The 16,047-nt window shown below is 46.3% G+C and carries 8 protein-coding genes; all 8 read left to right on the forward strand.

Annotation, left to right across the window (positions count from 1 at the left end; all coding sequences use genetic code 11):
- The first annotated feature begins 26 nt into the window (after positions 1-26).
- The 8 genes from ACJJIC_RS09655 (at position 27) to ACJJIC_RS09690 (ending at position 16,047) form a co-directional block, all read left to right on the forward strand.
- The gene (locus ACJJIC_RS09655) at positions 27-1,718 is read left to right on the forward strand and encodes an Hsp70 family protein (RefSeq protein ID WP_444910113.1); all 1,692 of its coding nucleotides are present in this window, start codon (positions 27-29) and stop codon (positions 1,716-1,718) included.
- Entirely contained in the window at positions 1,718-3,145 is a 1,428-nt protein-coding gene (locus ACJJIC_RS09660) for an RDD family protein (protein WP_444910112.1), read from the forward strand. The genes ACJJIC_RS09655 and ACJJIC_RS09660 overlap by 1 nt, the downstream gene beginning before the upstream one ends.
- Positions 3,145-3,486 carry a cupin domain-containing protein gene (locus tag ACJJIC_RS09665; protein ID WP_444910111.1) on the forward strand — a complete coding sequence of 114 codons (342 nt, stop codon included), beginning with the start codon at positions 3,145-3,147 and terminating at the stop codon, positions 3,484-3,486. The genes ACJJIC_RS09660 and ACJJIC_RS09665 overlap by 1 nt, the downstream gene beginning before the upstream one ends.
- A gap of 78 nt (positions 3,487-3,564) precedes the next feature.
- Positions 3,565-4,164, forward strand: coding sequence for a hypothetical protein (locus ACJJIC_RS09670; RefSeq protein ID WP_444910110.1), 600 nt, complete (start codon positions 3,565-3,567; stop codon positions 4,162-4,164).
- Between the two features lie 129 nt (positions 4,165-4,293).
- Entirely contained in the window at positions 4,294-4,722 is a 429-nt protein-coding gene (locus ACJJIC_RS09675; protein ID WP_444910109.1) for a hypothetical protein, read from the forward strand.
- 1,520 nt (positions 4,723-6,242) lie between these two features.
- The gene (locus ACJJIC_RS09680; protein ID WP_444910108.1) at positions 6,243-6,623 is read left to right on the forward strand and encodes a hypothetical protein; all 381 of its coding nucleotides are present in this window, start codon (positions 6,243-6,245) and stop codon (positions 6,621-6,623) included.
- Positions 6,624-8,258: 1,635 nt separating this feature from the next.
- Positions 8,259-15,572 (forward strand): FG-GAP-like repeat-containing protein, encoded by a 7,314-nt coding sequence (locus ACJJIC_RS09685; protein ID WP_445356820.1) that lies wholly within the window; start codon positions 8,259-8,261, stop codon positions 15,570-15,572.
- A complete protein-coding gene (locus tag ACJJIC_RS09690; protein ID WP_445357881.1) occupies positions 15,562-16,047 on the forward strand; it encodes a tetratricopeptide repeat protein in 486 nt (161 codons plus the stop codon). The genes ACJJIC_RS09685 and ACJJIC_RS09690 overlap by 11 nt, the downstream gene beginning before the upstream one ends.

Here is a 16,047-nt window from a genome sequence, read left to right on the forward strand (position 1 = left end):
TTTAAGAAAAATAGGTAGGGGGATTTATGGCCATTATTGGTATTGACCTGGGTACCACCAATAGCGCCTGTGGGGTTTTAACGGAAGATGGCGTGAAGCTGATTCCCAATCGCCTTGGAGAGGCCTTGACCCCATCGGTGGTCGGTCTGGATGACACTGGCAAGCTGGTAGTTGGAAAAACCGCAAAAGAGCGCCTCATCAATCACAGTGATACCACCGTTGCCGCCTTTAAGCGCCTGATGGGCACCGACCATAAAGTCAAACTGGGCCGCCAGCAATTTACCGCTACCGAACTCTCCGCCTTGGTACTGCGCTCTCTCAAAGAGGATGCAGAGGCTTTCCTGGGGGAAGAGGTCAGCGAGGCGGTAATCAGTGTGCCCGCCTACTTTAACGATAACCAGCGCCAGGCGACAAAATTGGCTGGAGAGCTGGCAGGCCTCAAGGTAGAGCGCCTGATCAACGAGCCTACCGCTGCGGCAATTGCCTACGGCCTGCACGATAAGCGGGAGGGGAATTTCCTGGTGCTAGACCTGGGCGGTGGTACCTTCGATGTCTCCATCCTGGAATTCTTCGATGGCATTATGGAAGTACATGCCAGTGCTGGGGATAACTACCTGGGCGGTGAGGATTTTGTTGAGGCAATGATCGACAGCGTTCTGGAAGAATTGCAGTTGAAAAAATCTTCCCTGAAACCGCGCGAACTGCAGAATCTATATATGCAGATGGAAACGGCCAAGCGCCGTATCAGCCAGCAGGCAGAGCAGTTACTTAAATTAAACCTCGGTGGACGTGAACTCGAATGGAAAGCGACTCCCGAGTGGTTTGAGAAACTCAGCACTCCGTTGCTGCTGCGAGCCAAGCGCCCGATTGAGCGCACCATGCGCGATGCCGATTTGCCACCCGCTAAAATTGACGAAGTGGTATTGGTGGGTGGCTCCACCCGCCTGGCCCTGTTCCGCTCTATGGTGGGGCGTATGTTTGGCCGCTTACCCTCCTGCCACCTGGACCCAGATACTGTTGTCGCCATGGGAGCGGCTATTCAAGCCGGTCTCAAGGAAAAAAACTCCGCGCTGGATGATATCGTCCTCACCGATGTATGCCCCTACACCCTGGGTACCGGCATAGTGAACGAAGACAGCCCGCAGCTGGGCAATTACTTCCTGCCGATTATTGAGCGCAACACCGTGGTACCTGTGAGTATCGTGCGCAGCGTCTGCACTGCCCGAGATGATCAGGAGGAGGTCTGTATCGATATTTACCAGGGGGAAAATCGCCTGGTAAAGAAAAATGTTTATCTGGGCGAACTCACGGTGCCGGTACCCAAGAAACCCCGGGGCGAGGAAGTGGTGGAAGTGCGCTATAGCTATGATATGAACGGTTTGCTGGAAGTGGATGTCACTGTCATTTCCACCGGTAAAACATTTAATAAGTTAGTGGAATTTACGCCGGGCGCCCTGAATGAACAGGATAAAGCCCAAGCGTTGGAAAAACTGGCCAAGCTCAAATTTCATCCCCGTGAAGATGAGGAAAACCGGGCGCTGCTCGCCCGTGGTGAACGCTTGTATGAAGCGAGCCTCGGCGAGCAGCGCGATTATATAGCTAAATTGCTCGCCAGCTTTGATCGGGTTTTGGATAAACAAAACCTGGTGGAGATTGGCAAGGCGCGTGCCGAACTCACTGAAATCTTCGATAAGCTCGACGGTGAGGACTGGATTTAATGAGTCCTTGGGAGATACTCGAGCTAGCGCCCTGTGATGATGCGCGAGCCATCAAGCGTGCCTATGCAAAAAAACTGAAGCTAACTCGCCCGGATGAAAAGCCCGAAGAGTTTCAGCAGTTACACAGCGCCTATAAATGGGCCCTGAAAGCCGCCGAGGAGCTTAAAGAAGAGAAAAAGGAAAGTGAGGAACCACAAAGTACTGAGGTGCTTGCGGAAGTTGCTAGTGCTGAGGGGGCTGCACTTTCCCCTGAGGCCGTGCAATTACAGGGACAGGCAGAGCCCCAGGTGCAACAAAATAGTGAGCCGAATCATCAAGACCACTCCCCAGTCTCATCAGAAGCTATTGAGCAAGCTCAATCAAAAGTCTCTCTTGACCTGAACCAAGTCCAGGACCAGGAAGCTGGGGGTGAGAGACAACAGGAGACCTCTACAGAGAAAAATGCTGAAGAGCAGCATTCTGAAGGTAAGAATGCACAAGAAGATAATGTGCAAGAAAATCCTATTGAAGAGGATGACACTGAACAAGACCCACAGCGAACATTGCGAATTGGCGAGTACCATCGGGTGTTGGAGCAAGTGGATAGGCTGCTGCAAGAACCCAGTAACTTCAATGTAAAAGAAAATTGGCGTTTTCTCACCGATACACCTTATATGCTCGATGAGGAATATAATTGGAATCTGGGCCTCTCAATCTTCGAACGTTTTGCCAGAATAAATTTGCAGGCCAGTGAAGCTACCTCAAAAGGTAAAAAACAAGCTCAGATTTCTAACAATATTCTTCAGTACTGCAATAGCTTGTTCGACTGGAATGGTAATGCCTCCTATTTATACGGCGCCTTGGAAGAGTCCCTTTGTGATTGCATTTTTAATTCGCTGCACAGCGAAGAAGTAACTGTAGACCCCGCCCAAGGGCTTAGAGGTGGGCGCAAGCTGATCCGGCAGAAAATCACCCAGCCGGAAGAAACCTATGATCAATACTACTTTGGCCACTTGCTGGCCCGGGGCGTTGCTGTCTTACTGGATTTATTGTTGTTGTACGTCGTGGTTGGCTTTATCGCCTCGATTGTGATGATGAAGGTATATGATATGCCAGAAGGCGCCGCCACAACCATGGCGCTGGGGATCTGTTGCCTGGCCTATCTACTGATGGCCTGGATTGCAGAGAGCTCCCGCTTTCAGGCGACGCCGGGTAAATATTTGATGGGCTACAAAGTCACCAACAAAAAATTTGAGCGAATAGGCTATGGCCACGGCCTTTGGCGCCTACTGAGCTTCACTCTCACCCTACCTCTGGGAAAGATCGGTTGGTTGATTAACTGCTTCTTAGGCGGAAACCTGATGCACGACCGCCTCAGCTCAAGCCATGTCATCAATATGCGTAAATCCCGCGAGGAGTATTTGCGTAGATTGCGGGGGGAGGAGTGATGCCAGTAGTCTCAAAAGAAAATGCTGCGCACTACTCCTGGGGAGAGGGCTGCGATGGCTGGCACTTGGTACGAACCGATTCTCTCAGTGTGATTCAGGAGAGAGTGCCTCCTGGTTGCTCAGAAGTTCGACACCTGCACCGGCAATCTGAGCAGTTTTTCTTTGTACTAAAGGGCACGGCCACGATTGAATGTGGTGGCGAAGAGCATACCCTCACTCCCGTCCAGGGTTTGCATATAGCCGCAGGAATTCCTCATCAGTTGTTCAATAAGGCTGATGTAGACTTGATTTTAACCGTTACCTCAACACCGCCTAGCCATGGGGATCGGGTGGAGTTGTAGAGCTAATGTATTAGTGCAATAAAAATTGGATTTGCTGCCTGTTTATTTTCAGATGGTTTTGTTTTTTTTAGAGGTGATATGACATTTAAAGCAGATGTTCTTGCGGCAGCCAAGATGAAGGCGGAAGAACTTGAAGATTGGAAGTTTGTATCTAAACGGTATCGATATCGCCCAACAAAATTTTGTGATCTATTAATAGCTCCTTTCTGGAATTTTAGTGGCTCTCCTGCTTGGGTAACAACCCAGCCTGATGCAGGTGTATACATCAAAGAGGTGGAAGATATTTTTTCTCAACTTTCAGGTCTTCCTCTGAGTCAAACTGCTACTTTTTCAAGAAGAATTAAAATATCTGACCTGAAGAAACCTTTTAGTCGAACAGTTTATGCCGATGATTTCGAAAGTCGGGAGGAGGCTGTGGCGCAAGTTATGCGTGATCTGGATAATATAATCGAGTTTGGGCGGGCGTACTTAAGAAAGCAATATTGTCTAGACAGTAAAGAATCGTTTTACCTAAGTGTCCCTGAAGAAACGTGTGGTATCTGGGCTACATACTATTGTATTGTGCGTGGATTGCTTGGAGATACGGATTATATAAAACGGGTGCTTCGCAAAGAAATTGATCCTGAGGGTTATCAAGAACTAGAGCTTATTGGCAAGGTTTTGGATTATTTTTCTTGAAAATTAGTTGTAAGGCTGGGGGAGTTCACTTTTGTGGTGGGTTGTTATTTTTTTGATATGTAATTTTTGGTGAGTTTTCTTTTCTAGGCTTTTTTTGTGCGGCTGTAGATAGCAGATTTTAGGTTTAATATGAATGTTTTGTTAATAATTGGGGCTGTTGCTATATTGGTTGCACTTTACCGTGCAGCAACCAGTAAGAATATACCACAAAGCCCGGCGGCATGTGGTATAGCATTCTTTACCATTACTGCCGGTTTGGCCTCTTGGTTGTATCTATTATCTGCTATTCCTTTCTATTCCCTGTACTTACAGGTGAGTATTATCTCATTACCCTTGATATTGTTATTGGGTGGTGTTTTGGCTGCGCGTACAAGTGAGGATACTGCCTCAATGAATGCCAAAATTGTATTGGCTGTTGCGGCGGCCCCCTATTTGCTGGTTACCTTTATTGCTTTTATGAATTCTTCTGGGTGGGCCATTGTTTATGCATTAATAGTATATATTCCCTGTATTATTGGTGGGCGATATATTGGCAGTAAATATTTGCAAGTAAAATGATGTAGAGATGGGTGGCCTTGTCGCTTCTATTGTGATGGCAGGCTGGTAAGCGTAGACACCTACGGTACTAGTAATCCGTTACCTGGCTTATCTATTGATGGCCTGGATCGCAGTGAACTCCCGTATTAAAGCTGCTCCCAAAAAATACCTGAAGGGTTATAAGGTGGCTAGCAAAAAATTGAGTGGATAAGCTGTGACCACGGCCTCAGGAAATTACTGAGCCTCACTCTCACCATACCTCTGGACAAAGCGGTTAGTTGGCTAAATTTTTAAGTGGAAGTTGTGATGTATAGCTGCTTAAGCTGAAGCAATACCATCAATTTACATAAATTCTTGAGGAGTGCTTGCTAGGATGGCGGGGGGAGGGAAAGATGTCTGTAGCCTTATAAGGAAATGCCGGACAATTCTGCTGGAGGAAGGGCTGCGATGGCTGGCATCTGGTAAAAATCGGTTCACTCTGTATGATTCAGGAGGGGGTGCCCCTTAGCTGTTCAGAAGTTCAACACCTGTACCGGTAATCTGAATAGTTTCTCTTTGTGATAGCTATTATAGAGTGTTCCCTCTTACACGGCCTGCGGCTGCACATAGCCAATAGGATTTATCATCAGTTACTCAATAAGGTTTCTATAGATTTGTCTTTCAATTTTATTTCGACGCCACCTAGCCATAAGGGTTGAGAAGCTTTTCAAAGCCAGTATCTCTTTGTGTAATGAAAATTCGAATTGACACCAACTATGTGATGAATAATTATAATTTTCATGTGGGTTTTTCATGGATCCTTTGGTTTATTTGTAAGTTTCCAGGTTTGGGAGTTCTAGTTGGTGAAATGAATTACGGTGCTACTTATGAAGTACCTGGTGGTAATCTCTAATTCATGTAAAATATACTTATCTTCTAATGATGTGTGTATCCTTGATTTTTCCATTACTCTGTCAGACTTTTTTAAATTTGGTTATCCCTAGTAAAAAATATGATCAACCGCGCCCTTCTTTGTTGTTGAGGAAGAGTTTATATTGGTGGTCCCTAATAGAGTGACGATGATTGATGTAGTTGCTCCTTTCTGCTGACAATGGTTGGTTGTTCATCAAGGTTTCTGGAGTTAGTACGCCTTGCATACTTTGCAGTTGTATGTGTAAGGTAATTATCAAAGGGTGAGAGAGTTTATGTCTTGTATGCGAAATTGTGTGGGTCAGCACTCTAGGTCTCTTGAGGGCAAGATGTTGACATTGACATTGACATTGACATTGACATTGACATTGCTATTGCCTGAGATCCTTTGATAACTTTGGTCGACAGTTTCAATTATCTATCTACTTTAGTGTTGGCCTTGTTGATGAAATCTTATCTTAAGGCTGCTCTCACTAAAAAGTTTAGGGGTCATGTGAGAACTTGAGAGAGAATTTTCTCAAAAATTTATAGGGGGTGGATAATTTTGTAGATTGAAGATCGCCATCTTTGGTATATTTTGATTTTAGTTTGTAGTTCTATTTTTATTGATTATATTTCTAGGGAGTTCTATTGTGATCGGGAAGTCATTGGGTGTGACCAGATATTTATTGATATTTTTTGTTTTTTTTAGTGGGAAATCTTTTTCTTATGGTGTGGATAATAGCCCTATAGAGTACCTTCGTACCTACAAGACATATGCTGTTGCTACGCTAACAAATGAGGGGCCCAATCCTAATGGGTGTACGGCGACTTATAAGGATTGGGGTGCTGGTAGATATATCGCTATAGAGTTCGGAACCGAAGAGGGTCGGGAGATGTATAGTGCCTTATTGGCGGCCTATTTGAGTGGGAATCAAGTCGCCTTTGGTGTTTACGGTGAAGGTCGCTGTAAAGTTTGGAATGGATCAAATACCATTCCTGTTGCTTACCGAATAGACATTCTTCGCAAATAATATATCGTGAATCCTGGCTTTAGCCATTTAATTCATCACGGAAAGCTTATGCCCCTCATCCAAAAAATTAAATTTTGTTGGTGTGAAGGTTATGTCTGGAGGTTTTCTTTTCTTTGTTAAGGTCATTGCGACTGCTAACTTGCATAAGTATTATGTTTTATTTGGGTGGAATGATGAGATATATTTTAGCCTTATTTTTTATTCTAGGTTCCGCTGGCTGATTGGCATCATGGTGAGCTGGAGTATGTTGGGGTGGCTTATGATGGGGAAACAGTAACCTTTTCCCAGGTTGGTATTTCGAGAAGTAATTGTACCTGTTACCCAGCATGGCCCACTAGGAATTGTCTAGATAGAACTCGTAAGACTTTTGAGCAGGAATATGCTTTTTTATTGTCTGCAAAAGCTCGGGGGGTAAGTGTTTCGGTAAATATTGATGAGACCTCCTGTAAAGTTATTGGTATGTATGAGAAGTAGATGGATAACAAGATAATTTCTTGATTATTATACATTGATAAATGTCAAGAGGGGCTGCGGGCTAATTGATAAACAGTTAGCCCGTTTTTTTTAAGAAGTTTGAAATATTTTGGGCCTGGAGTCGAGTTTTTATAGTTGAGTGGTGCTGCTTTAGGGTGGACTTATCCTTTACTATTGCTGTCCTGGGTCCCAGTTTTACTTTTATTCTATAAATTCGGATCTAGCTTAACATATCGAATTTTAATGTCGATATGGTCATCAGAGTGTTAGCCGCTAGCATCAAATTCAAGCTCTATTTTTTCCTACTATATAGGCCGCTAGTAGTATGGAGAATTTTTGATTATTCTCAATTGAATAGGTGTTTCCCTTAAAACCTATCATTGGAGTATTTTCGATGCCTGCCACCCTGAATCTGACGCTCTCGATTCTTATTCTTGTAATAAGTTTAGATTCTCACCCTTATATTAATGGAGGTTTTCTGTGAAAGCGATAGTGATTAGTAGTATATCTCCTAGAAACATTGTAAATCAGCTTTTTGTTTTCAAGCGAATCCATATTTTTTATAAAATATAACCCTTTCAGCTTAAAGGGAGGTATTTAAAGTTTTAATGTTATACATGTTCCTGTCAAACTTGGATTCCCGCAGTACTTTTTGGTGTATGTCAAGGAGGGGCGGTTGCGCTGATTGAGATTTTGCTTTTAGTGGACTCTGGATGCAAGTGTTGTAAGGCTTATTGCTTTTATGTGTTCTGTGTCACTGATAAGTTAAGGGGGTTTTTTGTGTTGGTTTTATTTCCGATCAAAGTTTATTTTGACGATGTGAATAAATTTTTAGCGTGTACCTTAAGGCTTGGTTGCTGCTGAGGGGTTTTATGTGGTCTTTTTTTATGGTGTGGGGTTGTAAAGGGTGGTAATGCTTTCCGTGAAATTAAAGTGCAACTTTAGGTTGTTTAATTTTGGTACTATTGTTTTGTTGTTTGTGTAAATTTAAGCTTATCTTTGAAGTGTGTTCATGTTTGTGTTGTTTTTTGCGGTTATATTAAAAATTGCCTTGTAAGTATGCAGTTGTAAATGTAGATTGCTGTCACCTTCCTTCTGGAAGTGTTGGAGTTGTTAAGTAAATAATTAATTTGGGGCTTGCCTTTCCTGGGATCTTTCTCTATGCGTCTCATTCTTGCTTTTCTGTGTTTGATTATTGGTGGGGTATTTCCTGTAGTTACAGTTGCCTCTACTGGCGTCATGGATAAGGGGTATAAAATCTATAGTGGTGACATTAATAAAGATGGTTTTAATGATCTTTATTTTGAGTACCACCGTCCCATTATTATGCTGCATGGTGAAGTGATTACCCCGGTAGCAATGCCTGAACTTCCAAGTTTTGTGATGTATGGAGCACTTATTGGGGGGGGGCATAATTACACCTCTCCAGTTGCCACCACATTGAGTGATTCTGCAGTTAACGCTTTAGAATTACTGGCCGGCAATATTTCCCTAACCGGCGATTTTAATGGTGATGGTGCATCTGACCTTTTGGTGCTCTCATCTACGCCGCTAATTTTGCATGCAAATGGCAATGGTCTTCCTAGCCTGGCTCAGTCTTTTCCCATTGGAAGCAACACTTCAGAGGTGGCTGTCATCCTATCTAGTGCCAATCCGAACTATGTCAGGATTGAAGATATTGATGGCGATGGACGTGATGATATTTTAGTTGAGGGTGCTATTGACGCTTCTTTACTAGCAAATAGCTCTGGTAAGTTTGATAGTTATGGTGCCCCCGTAGTAACCGGCAGCCCCAATATGGCTGGTGTGACAGGAGGGCAGTTCCGGGTTAATGAGTCTGGTGCAGTGACCTACTCAGTACCACTTGCTGTGGCAACTGGTACCGCCGGCGTTGCCCCGGAAATATCTCTCAATTATACAAGTAATGGTGGCAATGGTCTTTTAGGTAAGGGCTGGTCCATTGGTGGTTTATCAGGAATATCTCGCTGTCGTCAGACCCTGTCTATTGATGGAAGTATGGCCCCGATTAAATGGACAGAGTCTGACCGGTTTTGCTTGGATGGACAGCGACTATTAAAAACAAGTGGCTCACAGTATGGGGCGGTTGGCGCTACTTATAAGACTGAGATGGATTCCTTTGCCAAGGTTGTTTCCATTGGTGGTAGCCTTGGTAAACCAGATTATTTTAAGGTTGAGCGCAAGGATGGTTCGGTAAGTTATTATGGCAATAGAGGCGATGCAAAATTACTAGCCGGCGGTCATACATTAGTTTGGGCTCTGGGACGTTTTGAAGATAGTGTCGGTAACCCTATCGAGTTCCACTATGAAGGGGATGCGAGTTCAGGCCACCGTATCCAGGAAATTCGCTTTGCCTATGGTTCTGGCGGTTACGATGCTGAAATTGAATTTAAATATGATGGTCGTCCCGATTACTTGAAAAGTTATACGGCCGGCTACGAATTTAAGACAACGAAGCGTTTACAAAAAGTTGTTTCCAAATCCAATGGCTCTGTAATCCGCGAGTATACTCTTGGATACCAACCTGTCCTGCCTTTCGGCTCGGGTCAAAAGTATATGGACAGAACTTCACTTCTGTCCACCTTGCAAGAATGTGTTGGTTCCAGCTGTCTTCCTGCAATAAATTTCGAATGGCTGCAAGTTTCTTTGAAGCACAATGGTAGTGGCCATGAAACCATTGATTTTTCTCCGGCCTCTTCGCGATTCCTGGTTGACTATAAATATGCCGATATTAATGGTGACGGCAAACAAGATATCGTTTGGATTGAAGGGGATGCGGACGGGGATGACACCGATACACGGGTTAAATACGCTATTTCTAATGGTGTAAAATTCACCCTGCAAAAATTTGCGGGCACTCGATTTAACCACAAAAACAATCATGGTATTTACTTTACCGGCACTAATGTCGGTAAGGACTTTGCGATCCGAGTTCTCGATTATAATGCTGATGGTCGTCAGGATTTAGCAATTTTTAATGAGCGTGGAGCTTATAACTATACTGGTGGAAAATGGCATATATTTCCCAGCCGTTATATTAATGGCGCCTGGCGATTAGACTCAGAAGGGATTAGCACTGGGCTGGGTGATAAAGATGCGATCTTTGCCGATTTCAATGGTGATGGACTCGCGGATTATATTTCCGCTGCCACCGATGGCAAAGTCAAGGTTCGCCTATTGCAACCATATGGTGCCTCGGTATCTTCTGATCACTACTATAAATTTAGCAGTACAGAAAAAACCTATCCGCTTAATGTGAGCGGAGCTACTATTGGCGATCCGGATAAGCGAGTCCCGGATACTCTCGGCGACTTCAATGGCGATGGTTCTATTGACCTGCTGGTGGCAACCTACTCACAGAGGTATGGTTGTGTCACGACCGGTACTGGCGGTGGCAATGATCCCCCCAGGCACGAGCCATTCTTGCCAAGGCAATTGCTAGGCGGCCCAGACAGCTGTGGAGTAAATCAACAATGGCGCTTTTTGGGCACCTATTTCGATGGCTATCGAGTAGCTGTATTTGATAAGCAGACAGAATCTTTTAACTCTCTGGAGCTGTTATCCTCAAGTAACGATTCGAAAACGCCGATTGCAGTAGATATCAATAGTGATGGGCTTACTGATGTTGCTTATGTTACCGGCACTGATAGTCTGGTCATCAAGCTAAGTACCGGTAACGGCTTTACCAGCCTTGGTTTTTTTGCAGGCGGTGAAAAAGCAAATTTTGCCGATCTAAATAACGATGGTTATCCAGATCTGGTATGGCCGGACTTTAATACTGGCTATATCAAGGTGCGTTATTTCGATCAGAATAGTGGCACTTTTGTCAGCAACGCCATAAATTGGAAGTACATCGGCAAGGATAAAAAGGACTTCCCCTGGTTTGCCGATACCAATGGTGACGGTCAGGTTGATTATCATAAGTATGATCAGTCCAGCGGTAAGGTGTATACCTATATTGCCAATGACAATTATCCAGAGGAAAGAAATAAACCTCACAATGTTATTCATCGCATTGATAATGGCATTGGCAATATAACGGAAGTCACCTTTGAGAATATGGTGAATGACGGTGTTTACTCCCGTCTTGAAATGTCCACCAGCACCACGCAGAAATGTGTAACTCATATCGAGGATTTAGAGCGCCTGGATGCGCGATCCTCTGTGAATGTTAACCGCGAGACGATCTGCTACCCAGTGACGGTAGGCAATCCAGCCTCTCTTTACAGTGCCCTCAATGGCAGCTGGGTTTTGCCTTCAGGAAGCCACACATTAGGCAAAGACAAGCCAGTATTAGATATCCTCTCCCCCATGTTCCTGGTTTCCAAGGTGGAGAGTTCCGCGCCGGCTGCGGGTGTCAACCCGGGAGCGGTCAATCGATCTGCCACCAGCTCGGTGTCCTACCACTATCACCAGATGAAGTTACAGGCCGCCGGCCGCGGTATGTTAGGTTTCCAAAAGGTGAGCACCACCGATAACCAGACTGGCGTGGTGACAGAAACCACCTATCGCCAGGACTTCCCCTTTATCGGTATGCCGCTTTACACAGAAACCCGTACTTCCAAGGGGGCACTTCTGAATAGGGCATCCAACAGCTGGCGCCTGCAGGGGTGGGGTGGCAGTGGCACACCTTCTAGGCCGTACAAACCCTATATCTACAATGCGGTCGAAGAAACCTATGACTTAAAAGATAACGGCAATAGTGCTGGAGAGCTGCTGCAAACGGTTAGTACTACTAACAGCTATGATGGCTACGGTAACGCTCTCACTATTAACGTGGTGACAAAGGATGGAGCATCCGGCCAGCAGTTCGTCAAAAAAACCGAGAATGTGTATGGCAGTACTACCTGGGAAAAAGAGAAGGGCCGCCTGAGCCATACCAAGGTTACTAGCACCCGCCCAGGGATGCCCAGCCATGTGCGTGAATCGGCCTTTACCTACTACACCTCTGGAGCCCACAAAGGGCTGCTGAAAACCGAGATCATCGAACCGAATAAGTCGGAATTTAAGCAGGTCACCAGCTACGAGTACGACGGCTTCGGCAATGTCAGCAAGAAAGCACTCTCTGCCGCTGGCGAGACAAGCCGCAGCGCCAGAACGGTGTACGACCCCTCCGGTCGCTATGTCTCCGAGAGCTATAACGCCCTAGGGCACCTGACTGAGAAGGTCGTCTCCCGTAACCACTTTGGTTCCCCCCTGATAGTGGAGGGCCTGAATGGTCTGATCAGCTATGCCTCCTACGACGCCTTTGGCCGTGAAGGCTACAGCTGGAACAACGCCGGTGCGGATAAGAAGACTCTATATGAACGCTGTACCAGTGGCTGTCCCAGTGGCGCCAAGTACAGAGTGACCACCAGCAGCAGTACCGGCAGCTGGGGCAGGGAATACTTCGATGCCCTCGGCCGTTCCATGCGCACCGAAACCCAAGGGCTGCACAATAAAGTCTATGCAGATAAAGAGTACGATAACCTCGGCCGGGTGAAATTTGTCAGCGAGCCCTATTTCTCTGGGGACACTCGTATGTGGACCGAGACCCAGTACGATCTGCTCGGCCGTCCTATCCGGGTCATCGCCCCCGACAACTCGGACGCAACGATCACTTACGCCGGTCTGAAGACCATCACCACCAACGACAAGGGGCAGCCTAAGACCGAAGTCAAAAATGTCGCCGGTGAGTTGGTGGAAGTGATCGACGCAATGAATGGTCGCCTCACCTACGAGTATGATAGCCAGGGCAACCTGCACAAAGCGAAATCCTGGGGCAAGACCAATGCCTCCGGCAGCCATATTGATGAAGGCGACGGCCTCAGCTACCCCATCGTCGTCACCATCAACTACGACCATCTGGGTCGTAAGGAAAATATGGATGACCCCGATAAGGGCGCCTGGAGCTATGAATACACGGGCTATGGCGAGCTGAAAAAGCAGACCAATGCCAATGGTCACACCGTCGCCTTCACCTACGACAAGCTGGGTCGCAAGCTGACGCGTATGGAAAAAGCCGGAGGCAGCAGCCTCACCAGCAACGTAACCTGGCTCTACGATACCGCCCAAAATGGCCTCGGCCAGCTGGAAATGATCAGCGACAGCGTCACCGGCTACCAAGCCGTGTACCAGTACGACCAGCTGGGTCGCAACCATGCCCAAGCGGTAGACTTCGATGGAGCCGGCCCTCAGCCCGCCTACGTTACCACCACGCTATTTGATGATTACGGCCGGGTAGAGCGCAGTTACGACGCCCTCGACAGTCTGCTAAGCACCGGGCAATCAGGTGTGCGCAACTACTACAATGGCAATGGCTACCTGTACAAAGTGGTCGATCTTGCGACTGGAGACCTGATCCAGGAAGTCAAAGCCCAGACCGCCCGCGGCCAGCTGAAAGAGCAACTATTGGGGAACGGCGCCACCACCAGTTACAGCTACGAAGGGAGTACTGGTCGCCTGCTCAACCAGACCTCCAGCGTACTGGGCACCTTTGGTATCCAGAATATTACCTACCAATGGGATACCCTCGGCAACCTCAGTAGCCGCCACAACCAAAGTGGTAGCAAGAATCTGCGCGAGAGTTTCTGTTACGACAGCCTCAATCGCCTGATCAAAACCCATATCGGCAGCAGCAACTACAACTGCAGTAGTCTCAGTAGTGCCAACCAGGATGTGCGTTATAACGCCATCGGCAATATCACCTATAAAGCCGGGGTTGGATCCTATGTGTACGGCGAGAATGGAGCCGGTCCCCACGCAGTGACCACTGCCGGCGGCGTGCGCTACAACTACGACGCCAATGGCAATATGACCTCGGATGGCTTTAACGGTGGCCGCACTATTCGCTATACCACCTTCGATAAAGCCTCCTGGATCAAGAAAGGTAATCACACGACTGAATTCCTTTACGGGCCCAGCCACAGCCGCTATTACCGCAAGGACACCAACAGCAGCAATGGCGAAGTCACGGAAACCTGGTATATCGGCGGCATTGAGCGTATCCAGAAATCCAGCGCCCCCAACGAAATCGAATGGAAGCGTCAACTGGGCACCGCCGTATATACGGTCAAGACCGACCTGGCCTATGCCGTACAGTCCACCGACAAACTGTTCCTGTATAAGGACCACCTGGGCTCTATGGACCTGATTACCGACAAAGCCGGTAATGTCAAACAGGAAATGTCCTTTGACGCCTGGGGTCAGCGCAGAAATACGGCCAACTGGAATGCGCTCTCTCTCAGCGCGCTGTCCAACTTCGATCACAGCCGCACCACCCGTGGTTACACCGGCCACGAAATGCTGGATGAAGTGGGCCTGATCCATATGAATGGCCGCATCTACGACCCGCGCCTGGGGCGCTTTATGCAGGCGGATCCCTTTATCCAGGCTGCAGCGGATACGCAGATGTATAACCGCTACAGCTATGTGCGAAATAATCCGCTGAATGCAACGGATCCCAGTGGGTATTTCAGTCTCAAAGACGCCTTGAAAATAGTGGCCGTTGTTGCTTTATCCATCGTTACTTATGGAGCGGCAACAGCTTGGGCGGCTGGCGCATTAGTTGGCACTTCGATTGGGTGTTCTATAACAGCCTCCTCGTTTGTTATAGGTGCAGTTGGTGGCGCTGCTGCCGGATTTGCAGCTGGGGTCTCGGCAGCCGCGTTTAGTGGGGCGAGCCCCGCAGAGGCATTAAAAGCTGGGGTTAGTGGAGCATTTTATGGAGCTATTTCAGGTGGTATGTTCCGGGTTATTGGAGGCTCATCTTTAGGAGCAAGTGGAAAATTCCTTGCTCATGGAGTAATGGGTGGCGTAATGAGTGATTTACAGGGTGGAAAATTTGGGCATGGTTTTTTGAGTGCAGGTTTATCAAAGCTTGCGAATATAAATCGAATTATGCCTACGGATGGAAGTAATTTTGCAGATTCTGTAAGAGCTATAAGTGCAGCGGTTGTTGGTGGAACCATCTCTGCTGTGACTGGAGGGAAGTTTGCAAATGGGGCAATTACCGCTGGATTTGCTCAAATGTTTAACGGTAATACTACAATTAAGAGTGTAGATTTAGTTGCGGAAGATAAGATTCCTGCTAAATCGTTCGCTGCTCAATGTGAAGTTATCGATACAAAAGCTTGTAGTTATGAGCAATATAATCTTGAAGGTAAACCCGCAGGGGCCAAAATGGGAAGGAAGCATTGTTACTATCAATGCTCAGTTACCTATCAAAAAAATGATGGTTCTTGGACTGACCCTGTGGATATAGAAGTTTATGCCCCAGGAAAAAAAGGATATGGCACTTCGTATTCCTGGGATAACGAACAAGGCCCTTATGGGGCGACTCAAAAGCAGGATCCTAGGTTTCAAAATTACAGTATTCCCGTTTTGGTGCCAAACCCCTTCCCTGTTACTTCAGCTTTGAAGAATATGTATGAAGGTCTTCATAAACCAATTTTGGAAAAATACCGTGATGCCCAATAAGCTGATTTTTTCTTTCATGTTTCTTGCTATTTTGTGCTTTAGTCAAATCTCAGCAGCGGGTGGAGATGAAGGTGAGATCGCAAAATTTCTTTTTCGAAGTGGCGATTATTCAAGAGTTAATGATATTTTTTTGGCTTCAAAGAAAGGTGATCACGAAGCACAATATTTATTAGGGCAAGCTTTCTTTTGGGGTAGGGGGGTAGAGAGAGATTATATTCAATCTAAAAAATGGTATATAAGAAGTGCTGATGGTGGGTATTCAGAGGCGCAATATATAGTGGCTAATTACATGTTGGAGGGAGCATTTAGCTATGAGCAATCCCCTTCCTTATCTATTCAATATTTGGAAAAAGCAGCAATTAATAAGCACGCTAAGGCAATTTGTGCATTAGTAGACCTCCAGAAGGGAGGATACTCAAAATACATGACTTTAAACTGGATAGATATGGCTGAAAGTGTAGGGCTGTGTAATTAG

The sequence above is a fragment of the Microbulbifer mixtoriginis (SeqCode) genome (assembly GCF_052468275.1).